A 19,122-nucleotide genomic window follows, 5' to 3' on the forward strand; every position below is an offset into this window, starting at 1 on the left:
TGATGAACCGTGTCTCGATCAATTTGAAAAGCGCCGTGACGGCGCTTTTCGTGTTTCTATGGCTGTCGGCGCCCGCGATGAGCGACGTTGTCTTCCCGCGCGGGCAACTCGCCTTCGAGACCACAGCAGGCGAGCGAATCACGATCGACGTGGAATGGGCGCTGACCGCCGAGCAGCGGGCGAGGGGGCTGATGGAGCGCCCGGAGCTTCCCGATCGGACAGGCATGCTCTTCGATTTCGGCGAAACCCGCATGGTCACGATGTGGATGGCCAACACGCCTGCTTCCCTCGACATGATCTTCATCGACGAAACCGGCAGAATCGTCCGCATCGCCGAACGCACGACACCGCTCTCCGAATCGATCGTCTCGTCGAGCGAGCCCATCCGCTACGCGCTGGAGATTCGGGGCGGTCATGCGAAGGAGCTGGGGCTCGACATCACCGCGCGTCTCGTCTTGCCGCTCGGTCTGCCGCAATGATCTCGGCCGGGCAGAGTTTTGGTCTGAAAAAACAGTGCCTGTAAAACCGATTTTTTAGTGTTGCGGCTGCAGGGTGAACCGTGTATTCCGGCTTCATTGCTTGAACGGAGTGTAGCGCAGCCTGGTAGCGCATCTGGTTTGGGACCAGAGGGTCGGGAGTTCGAATCTCTCCACTCCGACCAAGCAATCGAAGGACGCCGGCAACGGCGGCCGGGAAGTATGCGGCAGGCTGCTGTGCCGTGAAGTCTTGGAGATGGATGGGACCATGTCTGCGAAGATCTACCGCCCCGCGAAAACCGCCATGCAGTCCGGTAAAGCAAAGACCCATCTCTGGGTTCTGGAATTCGACCAGTCGGCGCCGCGTAAGATCGACCCGATGATGGGCTACACCACCTCCGGCGATACGCGCCAGCAGATCAAGCTGACCTTCGAGAGCCTGGAACAGGCCGAAGCCTATGCACAGCGCGAAGGCATCGAATATCGCGTGATCCTGCCCAAGGACGCCAAGCGCCAGCTCGTCTCCTACACCGACAATTTCCGCTATAATCGCCTGCAGCCCTGGACGCATTGATCCGGTTTCGGTCACGCCACGTGGCCTTGAGACGGTCCCTTAGCTCAGCTGGATAGAGCAAGTGCCTTCTAAGCACTAGGTCGTAGGTTCGAGCCCTACAGGGATCGCCATTTATGCCAATAAGTTGCAGATTTTACTGTTGGTGCGACCGTCTGGGGCAGAGGGTGCGACCTATATTCTGTTCTCGCACCGTTCTGGAAGCAACCGCTTTGGCCTCCGATCTGTTCAAACATGATGGGACCGAAGCGGGGCTCATTTCGTTGTAAGGCTTCCAGAAATCTTGTCGCGTAAAGTATTTTCGAAAGCACAAATATAAAACCCAATAGATCTTTTCCCAATTCGGATTGACAGCAATCCAGCGGCGAAGACTTGACCGCTCTTCTACAAAAAAGCAGTATTCTTCAGCCGTAGGATGATTGAGGTAGGGCGCATCCATCGGCGGATACTGCCTTGAAAGGGGGGGGACGTGAAGCGATTCTGGCATGCCGTTCGCGACGTCGTGGTGGGGCTGAAGGTGGATGAAGATTCGCCGGTCGCCAAATACAAAGTCGAACTGGAGCACGCGTCTGAACGTTTGAAGAAAGATCGCGAACGAGAACTTCATTTGCTCGAATTCAAGGCGAAGAATTTCATCGCTGCCCGGCAAACGGCTGTCGAGCGAACGGTTCGGCGCCTGAAGGCGGCTCATAGTCACTCGACGGCGGTCGTCGAGCGCGTTGAGAAGGAGCTTGAGGAGAAATACTCTCTCAAGACCGTTGCGCGGGCCGAACGGGAAAAAGCACAGGCCCAATTCGAGAAATGGCAGAAAGCAGTCGGCCGGCCTCCTTATCGTACTGAGCATCGGAGTCTTATCGATCGCCTACGTTTGACGCTTGAGCCCTTGCCAAGTTCCGACGGCGGCATCACTTCGATGGCGTCGACAATTGACACCAACGGCTCGCCCCCCCGTACCAGAAGTTTCATCTCGATTGCCGCTGGCATCATCGGCTTGGTGGTGATCCCGATGGATGTCATTTACGCGCTTCCAGGTTTCCGCGTCATCCTTGAGGATCCCTTCTTTGCTCAAATTGCTGCTGTGATTCTCGGATTGATGCTTATCTTCCTCGGTGGAACCTTGGCTTACCTAATTCCGCGGGCGTATTCGCACAGCGTCGATGATGCCGGAAATATTGCCGGTAAGTTCAATAAAGTCCCGCTCGCGCTGTTCATCGTTATCGCGATGTTGGGTTTGGCAACAATCTACGGGGCAACGACAATCCGCAGCATCGTGCCTGAGGCCAATGCTGCGCTTGCAGAGCAGAGCTCGATCAATATGGAGGTCAGCTCACTTCGAAGTCGCCCTCTGGGATCGACGACCCTCGAAGACAGACGCGAGGAAATCGTCCGATTAGAAGGTGCTAATTCAGGCCTGGTAGATAGAATGGCTGAGCTGAGGGTCGTCAATACTCCCCGGCTATCGGCCGACGCGCTGATTGCCATGTGTTTTTACGCGCTGGGAGTTCTCTCTGTCATGATCTCGCGTTCAGCTCATCGAGATCCAGTATTCGAGTATGAGCTTGCCGCATTATCATATGGCGGCGCGCTTGGTGCTGAGGTTGAGATTGCGAACAGCATTCAGTCTGGGCGCGCGAAAGCCGAGGCCCTATTGGCCGAGTTGAACGTGAACATAGAGGATCAAGAGAAGGAACTGGGCGACGTGCAACTGGATGAAGCGCGCAAGGCCTCTATTGAGGACAAGAAGCTGGAGATTGAGGCGCTAGAGGCCGACGACCGAGCAAAGATCAAGCGCGAAACGCTGGAGTACGCGAAGTATTTACGTCTGCTGACTCGCAGCCCTCGGCCGCTGCGCGAGTGGGAAGAACTTTACGGCGAAGGCAAAACCGAAAGTCCCAAACCGGTCATCGCGGCGGTGGCAGTATGAATCCGATGGCAGTTTTTATCCGAACTGTTTTTGTCGGCTTTCTTGTCCTCGTCGTGCCGGCGGGAATCGCCTTCGGCCAAAATTGCGATGGTGCAAGAAATATCTTGATCGTGGACCGGACATCTCAACTTAACGCCGCCGAAAGTCGAGCGTTAGAAGACGGAATAGCGATCATGTTCGAGGACAGAAGCTTCGGCGGCGAGCTGATGATTGGTGAGGTCCGTGGCAGTTCTCTATCTTCGGAATGGATTTACGAGAGCTGCGTTGCGCGGGATTACGTGCCATCCATCGCATGTGAAGGAGTTTTGTCAGATTCCAATCGGCCACAACATTTTCTAGATGACCCCTTCGACTGGATGAAAAATGCCGTGTTCGGAGGGCCCCAGCGGGAGCCTAACACCAAGGCGGTTTTACTCTGTGAGGCTGAGCGTGCTGAGGCAGAAACGCAGAGAGCAGAAGACAAAACCAAAGTTCTGGAAGAGCTGAGGCAAATCACAAAGAAGGCTGTTTCATCGTCTCCAACCGCGCTCGGCGACACCATCTTTCGAGTTGCCCAGGCAAGGTGCGCAAAGACATCTTGTAATCTTTATGTTTTCTCTAATCTCTTAGATGCCGGGTGGAAGGAACTTGTCGCCGCCGATGTGCAGCAGAGCGAGGCCGGGGCAAGGGCTGTCACGAGCTCATCGCGCTTGAATGGGGCTACAGTGAAGATAAACTCTGTAATGGTTTGGGGCTTCGGGTTTGACGAGCAAGATGGAGAGCAGAAATTCCAGCTCTCGGACGATGCTGCATTGAAACTTCTGGAATACTGGAAAGCGTTTTTCACGAAACTGTCAGGGGAAAATGTCTATATAGGCTTCGAAATGCCGCAGTAGATCTGCAGCCTTAAGCTCCCCCACCTTAGAATTTGTTCGCCAGTTGTTCTACGCCGCGCTTTGCGAGGTCTTTTCGTGCGGCCTTCTGCGTGTAGTAGCTGGCCATTCGAGGTCAGACCAGCCGAACATTGCCATCAGCTCGTGCGCGCTTGCGCCTCCTCCGCAGCGATGGTTGCGCCGGTTTTTCTCAGGCCATGGGCACGATAGGTATCCGGCAGGCCTGCTTCCTTTACTTGCTTTGCAACCCAGTTTCCGAAGCTCGCGCCGGACGCGAGGGGTTTGCCACTCTCGGTGATGAGAATGGCAACGTTGCCCGTCTTGGTCGCGTCAATCGAAGCCTTCAACGGCCGCATGATCAGAAGCTCGACGAGGGTCTTCGTCTTCTGTGTGCGCAGCGAGCTATTTCTGCCGCCGCCAACCTTTCGGAAACCCTTGCGAGCGATGATGGCCCTCATGAGAGGTTAACCATGTCCAGTCGCACCACCAGTTCCCGCCGCGCCCCCGCAAAACGCCGCAAGCCGAGCCGTTCATCCGGCGGCCAGGGCATGACGACATGGCTGGTCGTGCTCGGCCTCGTCGCCGGCGGCATCGCGCTTTACGAAAACCGCGCCACTGTGCTCAAGGACATGGCGCCGCTCCTGTCCCGGGATAAACCGGGGACCTCCCGAACGGAGGCGAAAGCGGAACCGCGCAGCGAGCGCGCTCAGAAGCCGGCACCGACCTCCGCGTCGAATAGCGCAAAGGCGCCCGTGCCACCCGCAGCGGTCGGCATGACCAAGGCCGTCGTCCCGGTATCGAGGCCGGCGGTCGCAGCCGCAGCCACCGGGCCGCTGACGGGCGAAAACTTCTCCGGCAAGTTCTATTTCTGCGGCACATCCGGCCTCGACAACTGCGTAATGAGCGGTGACACCTTCTGGTACCGGAAGACGAAGGTCGTGTTGGCCGATATTGCGGCGCCACGGACGGAGGGTGCGGCCTGCCAGCAGGAGCGAGATCGTGGTTTTGCAGCCAAGGTACGCCTGAAGGATCTGTTGAGTTCCGGCCGCTTTGATCTGGAGACCCTGAAGACGGCTGGACCCGGCATTGCGCCAGCAGTGTTGCGCGTTGCGACGCGTAATGGCCGCTCGCTCGGCTCCATCCTCGTTTCCGAGGGGCTCGCCAAACCGCGCATGGCCCGCCAGCAAGCATGGTGCCCGTAACATACGGTCAGCGATCGCATGAAAAATAAAGAGCCCGCCGCGATCGTCGCGGCGGGCTCTTTCATTGTGAACGGGTCGTGGGACCTCAGTGCAGGATCTGGCTGAGGAAGAGCTGGGTGCGCTCGTGCTGCGGATTGTCGAAGAACTCGGACGGCGAGTTCTGCTCGACGATCTGACCCTGGTCCATAAAGATGACGCGGTCGGCAACCTGACGGGCAAAGCCCATTTCATGCGTCACGCAAATCATGGTCATGCCTTCTTCGGCGAGACCTACCATGGTGTCGAGCACTTCCTTGACCATTTCCGGGTCGAGAGCCGAGGTCGGCTCGTCGAACAGCATGATCTTCGGCTTCATGCAGAGCGCCCGGGCGATCGCCACGCGCTGCTGCTGGCCGCCGGAGAGCTGGCCGGGATATTTGTTGGCCTGTTCGGGGATCTTGACCCGTTCCAGGAAGTGCATCGCCACTTCTTCCGCATCCTTCTTCGGCATCTTGCGGACCCAGATCGGGGCAAGCGTGCAGTTTTCCAGGATGGTGAGGTGCGGGAAGAGGTTGAAATGCTGGAACACCATCCCGACTTCACGCCGAACTTCGTCGATCTTCTTGAGGTCGCTCGTCAGTTCGATGTTGTCCACCAGGATCTTGCCCGTCTGGTGTTCTTCGAGGCGGTTGATGCAGCGGATCATGGTCGACTTGCCGGATCCCGAGGGTCCGGCAACGACGATGCGTTCACCCGTCATCACCTTGAGGTTGATGTCTCGCAGCACGTGAAAATCGCCGTACCACTTGTTCATGTTGGTCAGTTCGACCGCCACGTCGGTGCCCGACACGGTCTTCTGAGCGGAATTGGCTTCAGCCATGGTTGTTCCCCTTGTTCTTAGCGCTTGTGGCCGGTGTCGAGGTGCTGCTCCATGAAGGCGGAGTAGCGAGACATGCCGAAGCAGAAGATCCAGAATACGAAGCCGGCGAAGATCAGACCCGTGAGCGGTGTCACGGGTGTGGCCCAGGTGGCGTCGGTGAAGTTGAGACGGACGATGCCGAGGAGGTCGAACATGCCGATGATCGACACGAGCGATGTATCCTTGAACAGGCCGATGAAGGTGTTGACGATGCCCGGAATGACCAGCTTGATCGCCTGCGGAAGCACAATCAGGCGGACCTTCTGCCAATAGGAGAGGCCGAGCGAATCCGCGCCCTCATACTGGCCCTTCGGGATCGCCTGCAGGCCGCCGCGCACCACCTCCGCCATATAGGCCGAGGCGAAGAGCGATACGCCGACGAGCGCACGCAGGAAGTTGTCGATCGTCCAGCCGGTCGGCATGAAGAGCGGCAGCATCACGTTGGCCATGAAGAGCACGGTGATCAGCGGCACACCGCGCACCACTTCGATGAAGACGACGCAGATCATCTTGATCACGGGCATGTCCGACCGGCGCCCAAGCGCGAGCAGGATGCCGAGCGGCAACGAGACCGCGATGCCGACGAAGGACAGGATCAATGTCACCATCAGGCCGCCCCAGAGTGGGGTTTCCACCTCCGAGAGACCGAACCCGCCATGCAGCAGGAAGAAGGCGACCACCGGGAAGATGACGAAAAGCAGAAGCGCGTTCAATCCCTTGCGCGGTGCCTTGGGGATGAGCATCGGCACCAGAAGTGCCACGAACATGGCCCCGACGAGCATGACGCGCCAGCGTTCGTCGAGCGGGTAGCGCCCGAAGATGAACTGCGAGAAGCGGCTTTCGACAAAAGCCCAGCAGGCACCCGTCCAGCCGTCCGGCTGGATTCCGCCTTGTGCCAGTGTTGCACAGACCGCGCGATCTGCGCCGAACCAGGCGGCATCGAAGAACAGGAAGTTCAACGCACCCGGAAGGATGAGGGCGAGCACCGCGACCCCGATGAGCGTCAGGATGACGTCCTTGGGTGTCGCGAGCAGGTTCTTTCTGATCCAGCCTGCGATGCTGGCGTCGGAGGACGGAGCTGGCAGAGGAGCCAGCATTTCCTGGCGGATGTAAGTTAGGTCTTGTGCCATATCAACGCTCCACCAGGGCCATCTTGGCATTGAACCAGTTCATGAAGAGCGAGGTTACGATGCTGATGGAGAGATAGACGACCAGCCAGATGGAGACGATCTCGATCGCCTGACCTGTCTGGTTCATGGTGGTGCCACCGGTCGACACCAGTTCCGGAAAGCCGACCGCAACCCCGAGCGAGGAGTTCTTGGTCAGGTTCAGATACTGGCTGGTGAGCGGCGGAATGATGATGCGCATTGCCTGCGGCACGACGACGAGACGTGTCGTGGTCGAAGACTGCAGGCCAAGTGCCGATGCGGCCTCGGTCTGGCCCTTCGACACGCCCATGATGCCGGCGCGGATGATCTCCGCGATGAAGGCGGCCGTGTAGAAGGACAGCGCGAGATAGAGCGCGACAAATTCCGGGGCGATGACCGCGCCGCCGGACATGTTGAAGCGACTGGCGACCGGATAGTCGAAGGTCAGCGGTGCGCCGACGGCGATAAAGGCAAGAATCGGCAGGCCGACGATCAGAGCGAAAGCGACCCGGCCGGTGGCGAAGATCTGGCCCGTCTTCATCTGGCGCGCCTTGGCCCAGCGGGCGACACCGATTGCAGCGACGATCCCGATCAGCAAGGCGATCGGAATGATGCTCGAGCCTTCGCCCCATAGCGGCTTCGGAAAAGTCAGGCCGCGATTGTTCAGGAAGGTCGAGAACGGCAGCTCAAGCGACTCGCGCGGCTGCGGCAAGGTCGCCAGGACACCGGAATACCAGAAGAATATGACGAGAAGCGGCGGGATGTTGCGGAAGGCTTCCACATAGACTGTGCAAAGCTTGGCGATCAGCCAGTTGTGCGACAGTCGACCGATCCCGATGATGAAGCCGATGATCGTCGCAGTGATGATGCCGGTCACGGCAACCAGAAGAGTATTCAGAAGGCCGACGAGAATGGCGCGGCCGTAGGTCGAATCCGACGAATAGGCGATAAGGGTCTGCCCGATGTCGAAGCCGGCGCGGCCGCCGAGGAAGTCATAGCCCGAGGCCGTGTTGCTTCGAGCGAGGTTTTCGATGGTGTTGTTCGCGATGGTCCAGACGATAAACGTCATGATGGCGATCGTAGCGATCTGAAAGAAGATGGATCTTGCTTTCGGATCGTAGATCAGCGAGCCAAAGCTCTGCCCACCGGCAGGCAAACTGGTGGCGTGATCTGTCATTCTGTGCCAAATCCCCGAGGCTTATGTTAGCCTTTACTGTTATTGTTTTTTGCCAAGACAGCCGGCATTCTCTGATGTCGCTGCTGACCACAGCGCGCGTGCCGGTCTGAACACTTGGTCCTGATATGCGCGAGGCGGCTTTCGCCGCCTCGCAAGGTCAGCCGGATCTTAGCGGACCGGCGGTGCGTACTGCAGGCCACCCTTGGTCCACAGAGCGTTCACGCCGCGCTCGATCTTGAGCGGGGTGGTTTCGCCGATGTTGCGCTCGAACACTTCACCGTAGTTACCGACGCCCTTGATGATGTTGTAGGCCCAATCATTGGTCAGGCCGAGGTCGGTACCGATTTTGGTGTCGGCTTCAGAGCCGAGGAAGCGCATGATGTCGGGGTTGGTGGTGGTCGACTTGATTTCATCGACGTTGGCCTGGGTGATGCCGAATTCTTCGGCCTGCACCAGTGCGTAGTGCGTCCAGGAAACGATGTCGAACCACTGGTCGTCACCCTGACGAACGGCCGGTCCGAGCGGCTCCTTGGAGATGATTTCCGGCAGGATGACGTGCTCATCCGGGTTGGTGAGCGTCAGACGCAGCGAGTACAGGCCCGACTGGTCGGTCGTGTAGACGTCGCAACGGCCGGCCTGATAGGCGGCGTTCACTTCTTCCAGCTTTTCGAAAACGACCGGCTTGTATTCGAGGTTGTTGGCCTTGAAATAGTCAGCGAGGTTGAGTTCGGTCGTGGTGCCGGACTGGACGCAGACGGCGGCGCCCGACAGTTCGAGAGCCGACTTGACGTTCAGGCCCTTGGTGACCATGAAGCCCTGGCCGTCATAGTAGTTGACGGCGCGGAAATTGAAGCCGAGCGCGGTGTCGCGGCTGATGGTCCAGGTGGTGTTGCGGGCGAGCATGTCGACTTCGCCGGACTGCAGGGCAGTAAAGCGGCTCTGGGCTGTGGTCGGCGTGTACTTGACCTTCGTGGCATCGCCGAAGACGGCGGCAGCAACGGCCTTGCAGTAGTCGACGTCGAAGCCGGTCCAGTTGCCGGCTGCGTCCGGCGAAGCGAATCCGGCGAGACCCGTGTTCACGCCGCACTGGACGAAACCCTTGGCCTTCACGTCATCGAGCACGGCAGCGGAAGCTGCGGACGCGCCAAAACCCAGGACTGCAGCGCCAATGGCGGCTGACAGGAACTTGTTGTTCATTTTTCCCAACCTTTTTTCTCTTGTTGTATTCCAGCGACGGCCTTCTGCCCAAAAGCAGCGCACGTCGGCTCACGGCCTCCCGGTGCGAGCCTTTATATCTCAGTCGCAAAATCTTGCAGGGTCAAGTCTTTATGCCGCAGATTGGCCACAAAAGCGCATTTTTGCCAAAATCGCCCTCCGATTAGGCAAAAATGTGTGGTTTTTAGCCTAAGGTGATGAAAATGACGCCTTTTTGTCTGTGCTGATATACGTGAACTGCAAGACTTGCGCTTTGGATCGTTGGTTCGTGCAACTTGACCGGATCCGCCTGAGGCGCGAGAACCGCGGCATCCCACCGTGAGGAATCTTGATACCATGAGCAAACCAAAAGACTGGCTGGCCACCGCCGGCACCGACACGAAACTGTGCCATATCGGCTATGATCCGGCCGACTACCACGGCTTTGTCAATCCGCCTGTCGTTCATGCTTCAACGGTGCTTTTTCCCAATGCACGGGCCATGGAAATGCGCTCTCAGACCTACACCTACGGGACGCGCGGTACGCCGACCACGGATGCTCTATGCCATGCGATCGACGAGCTTGAGGGCTCGGCCGGCACGATCCTCGTCCCATCCGGGCTCGCCGCCATCACCGTACCCTTCCTCGCCTTCCTCTCGGCGGGGGATCATGCGCTCATCGTCGATTCCGTCTACTCGCCCTGCCGCCACTTCTGCGACACGATGCTGACGCGGCTCGGCGTCGAGGTGGAATACTACGATCCGGAGATCGGCGCCGACATCGAACGCCTGATCCGGCCGAACACGAAACTTGTGCATACCGAAGCGCCTGGTTCCAACACGATGGAGATGCAGGACATTCGCGCCATCTCGGATGCGGCTCACAAGCATGATTGTGTGGTGACGATCGACAACACCTGGGCGACGCCGCTCTATTTCAAGGCATTGGATTTCGGTGCCGATATCTCGATCCATGCTGCAACCAAGTATCCCTCTGGTCATTCGGACATCCTGATGGGCACGGTCTCGGCCAATGCCAAGCACTGGCCGGTGCTCAAGGAAGCCAACATTACGCTCGGTATCTGCGGCGCCCCCGATGACAGCTACCAGATCCTGCGCGGCCTGCGGACGATGGGTCTCCGGCTTGAGCATCACTACAAGAGTGCGCTCTCGATCGCCCGCTGGCTCGAGGCGCGCGATGATGTGGCGCGTGTCCTGCATCCGGCTCTCGAATCTTTCCCTGGTCACGCCCTATGGAAACGCGACTTCAAGGGCGCGAGCGGCGTCTTTTCCTTTGTGCTGCCGGCGCCTTCGCCGGAGAAGATCAAGCCAAAGACCCATGCCTTTCTCGATGCGCTGCAGATCTTCGGCCTCGGCTGGTCCTGGGGCGGCTATGAGAGCCTGGCAGTGCACGTCAACCTGGATGACCGCAGGATCCGCAAGGGCCCGACCGATGGTGCCGTGATCCGTCTGCAGATCGGGCTGGAAAATGTTGAGGATATCCAGGCCGATCTTGAACGCGGCTTTGCTGCAGCCGCAGCCGCCGTCTGACGGGCAGGCCCGTTGTCAGTCGCCGATCCGGTGGCCGTAGAGCCAGTCGAGATCGGCGGCGAGCTTTTCCGCAGGCCGGAGAGAGAGCACGAGATCCCGCCCGATTCTGATCGGCCCTCGGGCGTGATAGGCAAAGCGGTTAAAGTCGCCGCGGGATTTGACCCGGGCAGTGCGCGCCTTGCGCTCGATCGAGAAAGCCGCAAGCGCGGAGGGCAGGGGTGCGCGAGTAACATGCGAGGCGAGCGAGAATGCGTCCTCGATCGCCATTGCAGCCCCCTGGGCGGAGAAAGGCATCATGGCATGCGCCGCATCACCGATCAGGACCGTATCGCGCCCATTGTGCCAATTGCCGTCAGATGCCTGGTAGAGCGGCCAGAAGGTGGGCCTCTCTGCGCCGGCGAGAATTGTTCTGATGTCGCGATGCCAGCCTGAAAACTGTTCAAGCAGCATGGCGCGCCGCGCCGCATCTGCATCGATGGCCCAGCTTTCGTCGCTTCTCGTGCCGGCAGCGATGGCCACGAGATTGAAGCCGTCAATCTCCTTCAGCGGATAGCTGACCAGATGCGCCTTGGCACCGAGATAGGCCGTCACACCGTCTGGCGACAGGAATGCGGGCGCCGCATCCCGCCTGAGGGTGAAGCGCCAGGCGATATTGCCGGAGAAACTGACGGTGGGGCTGCTGGGGACTGCATCGCGGGCGACGGACCAGGCGCCGTCAGCGCCGATCACCAGATCCGGCTTTCGACCGGTGATCGAGGTCAGTGCATCCGCCCCGATCCCCTGGACCCGATGACCGAGATGCAGCTGGCAGAGCGGTTGATTGAGAGCAGCGCGCATCAGCCCCTGCTGCAGGGTCGAGCGATGCAGCACGCCATAAGGATGGCCCCAGCGCCTCCGGGCGAAATCTCCGGCCGGCACTTCGGCGAGATGTCTGAGGTCCCTGCCGGAAACAAGGCTGATGGCACGGGGTTCGTACCAGTGGCGTTCGAGTTCGCTCAGAACGCCCAGAGAATCGAGAACCCGCGTGGCATTCGGCGAAAGCTGCAGACCCGCGCCGACCTCCCCCAGTTGGGGCGCCTGCTCGATGACGTCGGATGAAATGCCCTTTCGTGCAAGGGACAGGGCAGCGGTCAGGCCCGCCACCCCGGCTCCAACGATGGCGGCGTGCTTGATGGACATGGGGATGGTGCCGATCGTGACCCCTGCGGTCACGCAGCCTTGACGTGAAAGACGCAGCCGGGCGGGTTGGTCTGTTCAGCTTTGAGGCTGGGATTGTAGCGAAAGAGTGTCGAACAGTAGGAACAGACCTTTTCATTGTCATGCCCCATGTCGATGAAGATGTGCGGATGGTCGTAGGGCACGGATGCGCCGGTGCACATGAATTCCTTCACGCCGACTTCGATCACGCGATGACCGCCGTCGTTCTGGAAATGGGGAATGGTGTGGCCGGCCATGTGTTGCTCCGAAAATGCTTTGCGAATTGGCGCGGACATTAGCGCCCTCCTTCGCAAATGTGTAGAGCCAGCACCTGGCAAAAATCACAGAAAATCCGCATGCGGCAATTGATGTCAGGGATGTCTTGGCTATGGTTGCCCGCCCAGGCTTACCCCGGTTCACAAGGACTGATCGATGAATCTCGACGCGCCATCGTTTTCCAGCTTTCGCAACGAAGGCCTCGAACTCGCCTATTTCGACGACGGCGATCCCGCAGGCGACCCGGTTTTGCTCATTCACGGTTTTGCCTCGACGGCCAGCGTCAACTGGGTTTTTCCCGGCTGGCTGAGGACGCTGGGAGATGCAGGCTATCGGGTCATCGCCATTGACAATCGCGGCCATGGCGCCAGCGCCAAGCCGCATGATCCTGAAGCCTATCACCCGACGTCCATGGCCGGGGACGCAGCCGCCCTGCTGACCCATCTCGGCATCGCCGACGCCCATGTCATGGGCTATTCGATGGGCGCCCGCATCTCCGCCTTCCTTGCCATCGAGCATCCCGACCGCGTACGCTCGCTCGTTTTCGGTGGGCTCGGCATCGGCATGTGCGACGGTGTGGGGGATTGGGATCCGATCGCCGACGCGCTGCTTGCTCCGTCGCTTTCCGACGTGGTCCACGAACGTGGCCGCATGTTCCGCGCCTTTGCGGATCAGACGAAGTCGGACCGGCTGGCGCTTGCGGCCTGCATCCGCACCTCCCGGGACCTGGTGCGCCGCGAGGACATTGCCAAGGTCGATCTGCCTTGTCTGATCGGCGTCGGGACGAAGGACGATATCGCCGGCTCGCCGCATGAGCTGGCCGAGCTGATGCCGCGTGCCATAGCGCTCGACATTCCCAACCGCGACCACATGCTGGCCGTTGGCGATAGGGTCTTCAAGAAGGCGGTGCTGGATTTCTATTCCGAACTTGAGCGCCGCTGACCCTCAGCGCCCCGTGAAAATCGGCCGGCGGCGTTCGGCGAAAGCTGCGCGGCCTTCACGATAGTCGTCACTCTCGAAGGTCGATGCACCGATGATTTCGGCCTCGCGCAAGAGGTCGTCATCTCCTTGTTCGACGGCGCGCAAGGCGAGCTTGGAGGCCCGCAGCGACAGGGGGGCATTGGCTGCGATCGTATCGCCGAGGTTCTGCGCCCGTTGATCCAGATCGTCGGGGCCTGTCAGTTCGGACAGAAAACCGCTGGCCAGGAGTTCCTGAGCCTTGAGGGCTCCACCGGTGAAGAGTAAGCGCCGTGCCAGCTGACTGCCCAGGCTCCGCACGAAATCCTGAACGGCATCGGCCGGATAGGCGAGGCCGAGCCGGGCGGCGGGCACCGCGAAGACGGCATCGGAGGAGGCGAGCCGCAGGTCGGCGGCTGCGGCCAGACCAAAGCCGCCGCCATAGCAGACGCCACGGATCGCCGCGATGACGGGGACAGGTGCTTCGCGTATGGCTGCGAAGGCGCGGCTGTTCGAAGCTTCGTAGATCCGGGCCGTCGCCGCATCCTTCCTTAATTCGCTAAATTCCGAAATGTCTGCTCCGGCACAGAAGTCTGCATGACCGCCGCCGGCCAGCACGATGACCCGGGCGCCCGCGTCGACATGCAGCCAATGGATGGCGTCCGGAATTGCGCGCCACATGGCTGCCGTAACCGCATTTTTCCGTTGCGGATTGTCGAGCACCAGAAGCCCCGTTCCAGCTTCACAGAAAGCCTTGATAAAGCCAGTGGCAAAGCTGTGCGATTGTTTCATGCGTGCCCCATTTGAGTTCGACAGGTGTTCGACTATATAATGCCATTCCAAGACGAACGAGGAGACCTGCAATGGTCGCACACAACGACGTCCTCAAGACAGAAACCGTCAAGTCCATGGATCCGATCTGGGACAGCCTGCGGCACGAAGCCCGCGTGGCGGCTGATCGCGATCCGATGCTGGCGGCCTTCTTCCATTCGACGGTGCTGAGCCACCGCTCGCTGGAGGATTGTGTAATCTACCGGATCTGCGAGCGCCTCGATCATTCGGACGTGCCGGCGATTGTCCTGCGTCAGGCCTTCGAGGCCATGATGAGAGATTGGCCGGAATGGGGCGCGATCCTGAGGGTCGACATACAGGCCGTCTACGACCGCGATCCGGCCTGCACGCGGTTCATGGAGCCGGTCCTCTATTTCAAGGGCTTTCACGCCATCCAGACGCATCGTCTGGCGCATTGGCTGTGGAAAAATGGACGCCGGGACTTCGCGCTTTATCTGCAGAGCCGATCGTCGAACATGTTCCAGACGGACATCAATCCGGCCGCACGCATCGGCAAGGGTATCTTCCTCGATCACGCCACGGGGCTTGTTGTTGGCGAAACGGCCCGCATCGGTGACAATGTGTCGATCCTGCATGGCGTCACGCTCGGCGGCACCGGGAAGGAAGGCGCCGATCGCCATCCGAAGATCGGTGACGGCGTTCTGATCGGGGCAGGGGCCAAGGTGCTCGGCAATATCGAAGTCGGCAGTTGCTCGCGCATTGCCGCCGGTTCTGTGGTTCTCAAGCCCGTGCCGAAATGCACCACGGTCGCCGGCGTTCCGGCGCGGGTGGTCGGTGAGGCGGGATGTGCCGAGCCGAGCCGCTCGATGGATCAGATGATCGCCTCGGAGATCTGAGGCGTCCGCGATGCGCCGGGCCGAGAGCGATCCGGCTTGCCGGGGGCAAACTTTTCTTTGCGGCTTTACATCGGCGGAAAGGCCGTGCGACAAGCGCGCAATTCGACCACTCCCCGAAAACAGTCCATGGAGAGACAGTGTGAAGCCGGAAGAACTGAAGAAGCTCGACGCCTATTTCAAGCGCACCTTCAACCCGACGATGAGCGTGAAGGCTCGTCCCCGCAAGGACGATTCTGCTGAAGTCTATGTCGGTGACGAGTTTCTCGGCGTGGTCTTCAAGGATGATGAAGACGGCGATCTCTCCTACAATTTCTCGATGGCGATCCTCGACGTCGATCTCTGATTGTCGGGCCATTGCCGACCGCCTAGCGGCGAGAAGCCTTTGATACGCGTTGCAAAGGGGGCTGTGCCGATGGGTACGGCCCCTTATTTGTTGTCCGGCTTACAATTGACGATTGTTGTGCAATGCACAAAATTGCTTGACCGATTTTGTGCGACTGCTATCTTTGGGCTATCTGATATGCCTGACAAGGGAGGAGTGTTCGCATGTTCAACATCGATGACGCCAGCAAGAAGAGCAAAGAAGCCATGGACACCATGATGAAGAACTATTCGGAGGTGACCAAGGGTTTCCAGGCGATTGCCACGGAAGCAACGGACTACTCCAAGAAGTCATTCCAGGACATGGCTTCCTACATGGAAGCCCTGACTTCGGTGAAGAGCGTCGAGGCGGCATTCGAGCTGCAGACCTCCTTCATGAAGTCTTCCTATGAGAGCTTCGTCGCAGAAGCGACCAAGATGGGCGAGATGTATGCCGATCTCGCCAAGGTCGCTTACAAGCCCTACGAGGGCGTTGTGGGCAAGGCCATGGCGCCGATGTCTGCTGCCGCCTGATCGAAGCTTGCGCGTAACATGCGAGACCGGCCGTGCCCTGCACGGCCGGTCTTGTCATTTGTACCCGCTGCTATAACCTGATTGTTCAATCTTCTCGCCATTGCGGTCTTCGTGACAAATTGTCGTCACTGATGTCCGGGGGGCTTAAAATCACCGCATAATGAACTACCTTACTGTGCTGAGTGTTCGTCCGCACCGATGTGTAACGGCAAACCGGCCGGACAACGGAGAATGAACTGAAATGACTGCAAAGCCGGTCTTCATGCAAAGCCAGGGTGACGGGGAAAACGCCAATCGCGGCACCTCGGTGATCACCCGCACCAAGCCGAAGACGAAGAAGCCCGATCTGTATCGCGTCCTGCTTCTGAACGACGACTACACACCGATGGAATTCGTGATCCATATCCTGGAGCGCTTCTTCCAGAAGGACAGGGAAGCCGCCACCCGCATCATGCTGCATGTTCACAATCATGGAGTGGGCGAATGTGGTGTCTTCACCTACGAAGTCGCCGAAACCAAAGTCTCACAGGTGATGGATTTCGCCAGGCAACATGAACATCCGCTTCAATGCGTCATGGAAAAGAAGTGAGGATCAGACGTGCCAACATTTTCGCCCAGCCTCGAAAAAGCGCTGCATCAGGCACTGACCTACGCCAATGAGCGTCACCACGAATACGCGACGCTTGAGCACCTGCTGCTCGCGCTGATCGATGACGCCGACGCCGCCGCCGTGATGGGGGCCTGTAACGTCAACCTCGATTCCCTTCGCAAGACCGTGTCCGACTTCGTCGACAACGATCTCGCCAATCTGATCACGGGTTACGACGAGGACTCGAAGCCCACGTCGAGCTTCCAGCGTGTCATCCAGCGGGCCGTCATCCATGTCCAGTCCTCCGGTCGCGAGGAAGTGACCGGCGCCAACGTCCTCGTTGCGATCTTCGCCGAACGCGAGAGCAATGCCGCCTATTTCCTGCAGGAGCAGGAGATGACCCGCTATGACGCGGTCAATTATATCTCGCATGGCATTGGCAAGCGGCCTGGCGCCTCGCAGGTTCGGAGCCCCCGTGGTTCCGACGAGGGAGAACCCGAAGTCAAGCAGGGACGCGAGCCCGAGGAAGGTGCTGCCAAGGGCAAGCAGGAAGCCTTGAAGGCCTACTGCGTCAACCTGAACGAAAAGGCCAAGACCGGCCGCATCGATCCCTTGATCGGTCGCCACAGCGAAGTGAACCGGACGATCCAAGTTCTGTGCCGTCGTTCCAAGAACAATCCGCTTTATGTCGGTGATCCCGGCGTCGGCAAGACGGCGATCGCCGAGGGGCTTGCCAAGCGCATCGTCGAGGGCAAGGTTCCCGAGGCCCTCGCGGACGCGACGATCTTTTCGCTCGACATGGGCACGCTGCTCGCCGGCACGCGCTATCGCGGTGACTTCGAGGAGCGGCTGAAGCAGGTGGTCAAGGAACTCGAAGAGTATCCGGGCGCTGTGCTGTTCATCGACGAGATCCACACGGTGATCGGTGCAGGTGCCACCTCCGGCGGCGCCATGGACGCGTCGAACCTCTTGAAGCCGGCGCTCTCTTCGGGAGCGATCCGCTGCATCGGTTCGACCACCTACAAGGAATACCGGCAGTTTTTTGAAAAGGACCGCGCACTTGTCCGCCGGTTCCAGAAGATCGACGTCAACGAGCCGTCGATCGATGATGCCATCGAAATCATGAAGGGCTTGAAGCCCTATTTCGAGGACTATCACAAGCTGCGTTACACCAACGAGGCGATCAAGTCGGCCGTCGAGCTTTCGGCCCGCTACATCTCCGACCGCAAGCTGCCGGACAAGGCGATCGACGTGATCGACGAAACCGGTGCGGCCCAGATGCTGCTGCCGGCGTCCAAGCGCCGCAAGCTGATCACCGAAAAGGAGATCGAGGTCACCATCGCGACGATGGCCCGGATCCCGCCCAAGACCGTGTCCAAGGACGACGAGATGGTTCTCGCCAACCTGGAAAAGGAATTGCGCTCGGTCGTCTACGGCCAGGACAAGGCGATCGAAGCCCTGTCGACGGCGATCAAGCTCGCCCGTGCGGGTCTTCGCGAACCGAACAAGCCGATCGGCTCCTACGTCTTCTCCGGCCCGACAGGCGTCGGCAAGACGGAAGTCGCCAAGCAGCTGGCCTCGTCGCTCGGCGTCGAACTCCTGCGCTTCGACATGTCGGAGTATATGGAAAGGCACACCGTCTCGCGGCTTCTCGGGGCGCCTCCCGGCTATGTCGGCTTCGACCAGGGCGGTCTCTTGACCGATGGCGTCGATCAGCACCCGCACTCGGTCGTGCTGCTCGATGAGATCGAGAAGGCGCATCCGGATATCTACAACATCCTGCTGCAGGTCATGGACCATGGCCAGCTGACGGACCACAACGGCAAGAAGATCGACTTCCGCAACGTGATCCTGATCATGACGACGAATGCGGGCGCATCGGAGATGGCGAAGTCGGCAATCGGCTTCGGTTCGTCGAAGCGCTCGGGTGAGGATGAGGAAGCGTTGAACCGCCTCTTCACTCCGGAATTCCGCAACCGCCTCGACGCGACGATCCCGTTCGCGCCGTTGCCTACGGAAGTCATCCACCAGGTGGTGCAGAAGTTCGTCATGCAGCTGGAGGCCCAGCTGTCCGAACGCAACGTCACCTTCGACCTGTCGGAGCCTGCAATCGCCTGGCTGGCGAAGAATGGCTATGACGAGAAGATGGGCGCCCGTCCATTGGGCCGTGTCATTCAGGAGCATATCAAGAAGCCGCTGGCCAACGAGATCCTGTTCGGCAAGCTGAAAAAGGGTGGTGTCGTGAAGGTCGGCACCAAGACCGACGAGGCGGGCGACGAGGTCCTCGATCTGGAAGCGATCTCAGAAGTGGCACCGGTCAAGCCGAAGCCATCAGCCGAGGTGGCCCCGGCCAAGCCGGCCAAGGCCAAGCGCAAGCCGGTCTCCAAGGCTTCCGTCGTTGAAGATGACGGCGACGTTGCCGTGATCGACGAGGCGCCCAAGCAGCCCAAGCGGTCGGCCGTGCCGAAGGTGCCGAAGAAGAAGTAAGCGCCGACGTCCATGAAAAAA

Annotated in this window: 20 protein-coding genes and 2 tRNA genes; 14 read left to right on the forward strand and 8 right to left on the reverse strand. The window is 59.6% G+C overall.

What is annotated here, in order from left to right:
• Positions 1-2: 2 nt before the first annotated feature.
• The 6 genes from QTL56_RS04030 (at position 3) to QTL56_RS04055 (ending at position 3,846) form a co-directional block, all read left to right on the forward strand.
• Entirely contained in the window at positions 3-479 is a 477-nt protein-coding gene (locus QTL56_RS04030) for a DUF192 domain-containing protein (RefSeq protein ID WP_245136945.1), read from the forward strand.
• Between the two features lie 105 nt (positions 480-584).
• Positions 585-661: transfer RNA gene (locus QTL56_RS04035), tRNA-Pro, on the forward strand.
• Between the two features lie 83 nt (positions 662-744).
• Positions 745-1,050, forward strand: a complete 306-nt coding sequence (locus QTL56_RS04040; RefSeq protein ID WP_245136944.1) for an ETC complex I subunit — start codon at positions 745-747, stop codon at positions 1,048-1,050.
• Between the two features lie 33 nt (positions 1,051-1,083).
• A tRNA-Arg gene (locus tag QTL56_RS04045) sits at positions 1,084-1,160 on the forward strand.
• A gap of 356 nt (positions 1,161-1,516) precedes the next feature.
• A complete protein-coding gene (locus tag QTL56_RS04050) occupies positions 1,517-2,971 on the forward strand; it encodes a hypothetical protein (RefSeq protein ID WP_245136943.1) in 1,455 nt (484 codons plus the stop codon).
• 5 nt (positions 2,972-2,976) lie between these two features.
• Complete coding sequence (locus QTL56_RS04055) at positions 2,977-3,846, forward strand: hypothetical protein (RefSeq protein WP_289393478.1); 870 nt, start codon at positions 2,977-2,979, stop codon at positions 3,844-3,846.
• A gap of 134 nt (positions 3,847-3,980) precedes the next feature.
• Here the strand turns inward: QTL56_RS04055 and QTL56_RS04060 are convergent, their stop codons facing one another.
• Entirely contained in the window at positions 3,981-4,301 is a 321-nt protein-coding gene (locus QTL56_RS04060; RefSeq protein WP_245136941.1) for a hypothetical protein, read from the reverse strand.
• Positions 4,302-4,313: 12 nt separating this feature from the next.
• Between QTL56_RS04060 and QTL56_RS04065 the strand changes: the two genes are divergently transcribed.
• Positions 4,314-5,045, forward strand: coding sequence for a nuclease (locus QTL56_RS04065; protein ID WP_245136940.1), 732 nt, complete (start codon positions 4,314-4,316; stop codon positions 5,043-5,045).
• A gap of 85 nt (positions 5,046-5,130) precedes the next feature.
• Here QTL56_RS04065 and QTL56_RS04070 read toward each other — a convergent pair whose 3' ends face one another.
• The 4 genes from QTL56_RS04070 to QTL56_RS04085 all read right to left on the reverse strand — a co-directional run bounded on the left by QTL56_RS04070 (position 5,131) and on the right by QTL56_RS04085 (position 9,465).
• Positions 5,131-5,904, reverse strand: coding sequence for an amino acid ABC transporter ATP-binding protein (locus tag QTL56_RS04070; protein ID WP_245136939.1), 774 nt, complete (start codon positions 5,902-5,904; stop codon positions 5,131-5,133).
• Positions 5,905-5,921: 17 nt separating this feature from the next.
• Entirely contained in the window at positions 5,922-7,040 is a 1,119-nt protein-coding gene (locus QTL56_RS04075; RefSeq protein ID WP_229576473.1) for an amino acid ABC transporter permease, read from the reverse strand.
• A gap of 34 nt (positions 7,041-7,074) precedes the next feature.
• Positions 7,075-8,268: an amino acid ABC transporter permease gene (locus QTL56_RS04080; RefSeq protein WP_229576293.1), complete on the reverse strand. Its 1,194-nt coding sequence runs from the start codon at positions 8,266-8,268 to the stop codon at positions 7,075-7,077.
• A 168-nt stretch (positions 8,269-8,436) separates the two neighbouring features.
• Positions 8,437-9,465 carry an amino acid ABC transporter substrate-binding protein gene (locus QTL56_RS04085; RefSeq protein ID WP_229576292.1) on the reverse strand — a complete coding sequence of 343 codons (1,029 nt, stop codon included), beginning with the start codon at positions 9,463-9,465 and terminating at the stop codon, positions 8,437-8,439.
• A gap of 354 nt (positions 9,466-9,819) precedes the next feature.
• Between QTL56_RS04085 and QTL56_RS04090 the strand changes: the two genes are divergently transcribed.
• Positions 9,820-11,013 (forward strand): cystathionine beta-lyase, encoded by a 1,194-nt coding sequence (locus tag QTL56_RS04090; protein ID WP_245136938.1) that lies wholly within the window; start codon positions 9,820-9,822, stop codon positions 11,011-11,013.
• Between the two features lie 15 nt (positions 11,014-11,028).
• Here QTL56_RS04090 and QTL56_RS04095 read toward each other — a convergent pair whose 3' ends face one another.
• Complete coding sequence (locus tag QTL56_RS04095; RefSeq protein ID WP_245136937.1) at positions 11,029-12,192, reverse strand: FAD-dependent monooxygenase; 1,164 nt, start codon at positions 12,190-12,192, stop codon at positions 11,029-11,031.
• Between the two features lie 29 nt (positions 12,193-12,221).
• Positions 12,222-12,467 (reverse strand): zinc-finger domain-containing protein, encoded by a 246-nt coding sequence (locus QTL56_RS04100; protein WP_112245802.1) that lies wholly within the window; start codon positions 12,465-12,467, stop codon positions 12,222-12,224.
• A 175-nt stretch (positions 12,468-12,642) separates the two neighbouring features.
• Here QTL56_RS04100 and QTL56_RS04105 point away from each other — a divergent pair, with 175 nt between their 5' ends.
• Complete coding sequence (locus tag QTL56_RS04105; protein ID WP_245136936.1) at positions 12,643-13,428, forward strand: alpha/beta fold hydrolase; 786 nt, start codon at positions 12,643-12,645, stop codon at positions 13,426-13,428.
• 3 nt (positions 13,429-13,431) lie between these two features.
• On the opposite strand, the gene QTL56_RS04110 is transcribed toward QTL56_RS04105, so the two are convergent.
• Positions 13,432-14,235, reverse strand: a complete 804-nt coding sequence (locus tag QTL56_RS04110; RefSeq protein WP_245136935.1) for an enoyl-CoA hydratase-related protein — start codon at positions 14,233-14,235, stop codon at positions 13,432-13,434.
• A gap of 71 nt (positions 14,236-14,306) precedes the next feature.
• On the opposite strand from QTL56_RS04110, the gene cysE reads away from it, so the two are divergent.
• From cysE to clpA, 5 genes are all read left to right on the forward strand, one after another.
• On the forward strand, positions 14,307-15,131 hold the full coding sequence (cysE, locus tag QTL56_RS04115; protein ID WP_229576287.1) for a serine O-acetyltransferase: 825 nt from the start codon (positions 14,307-14,309) through the stop codon (positions 15,129-15,131).
• Positions 15,132-15,270: 139 nt separating this feature from the next.
• Complete coding sequence (locus QTL56_RS04120; protein WP_006728476.1) at positions 15,271-15,474, forward strand: DUF3126 family protein; 204 nt, start codon at positions 15,271-15,273, stop codon at positions 15,472-15,474.
• A gap of 203 nt (positions 15,475-15,677) precedes the next feature.
• Positions 15,678-16,025 (forward strand): phasin family protein, encoded by a 348-nt coding sequence (locus tag QTL56_RS04125; protein WP_229576286.1) that lies wholly within the window; start codon positions 15,678-15,680, stop codon positions 16,023-16,025.
• 241 nt (positions 16,026-16,266) lie between these two features.
• Positions 16,267-16,614: an ATP-dependent Clp protease adapter ClpS gene (gene clpS / locus QTL56_RS04130; protein WP_102019968.1), complete on the forward strand. Its 348-nt coding sequence runs from the start codon at positions 16,267-16,269 to the stop codon at positions 16,612-16,614.
• Positions 16,615-16,623: 9 nt separating this feature from the next.
• Entirely contained in the window at positions 16,624-19,101 is a 2,478-nt protein-coding gene (gene clpA, locus QTL56_RS04135; RefSeq protein ID WP_245136934.1) for an ATP-dependent Clp protease ATP-binding subunit ClpA, read from the forward strand.
• Positions 19,102-19,122 lie beyond the last annotated feature (21 nt).

It is taken from the genome of Peteryoungia algae (assembly GCF_030369675.1).
GTDB lineage: Bacteria > Pseudomonadota > Alphaproteobacteria > Rhizobiales > Rhizobiaceae > Allorhizobium > Allorhizobium algae.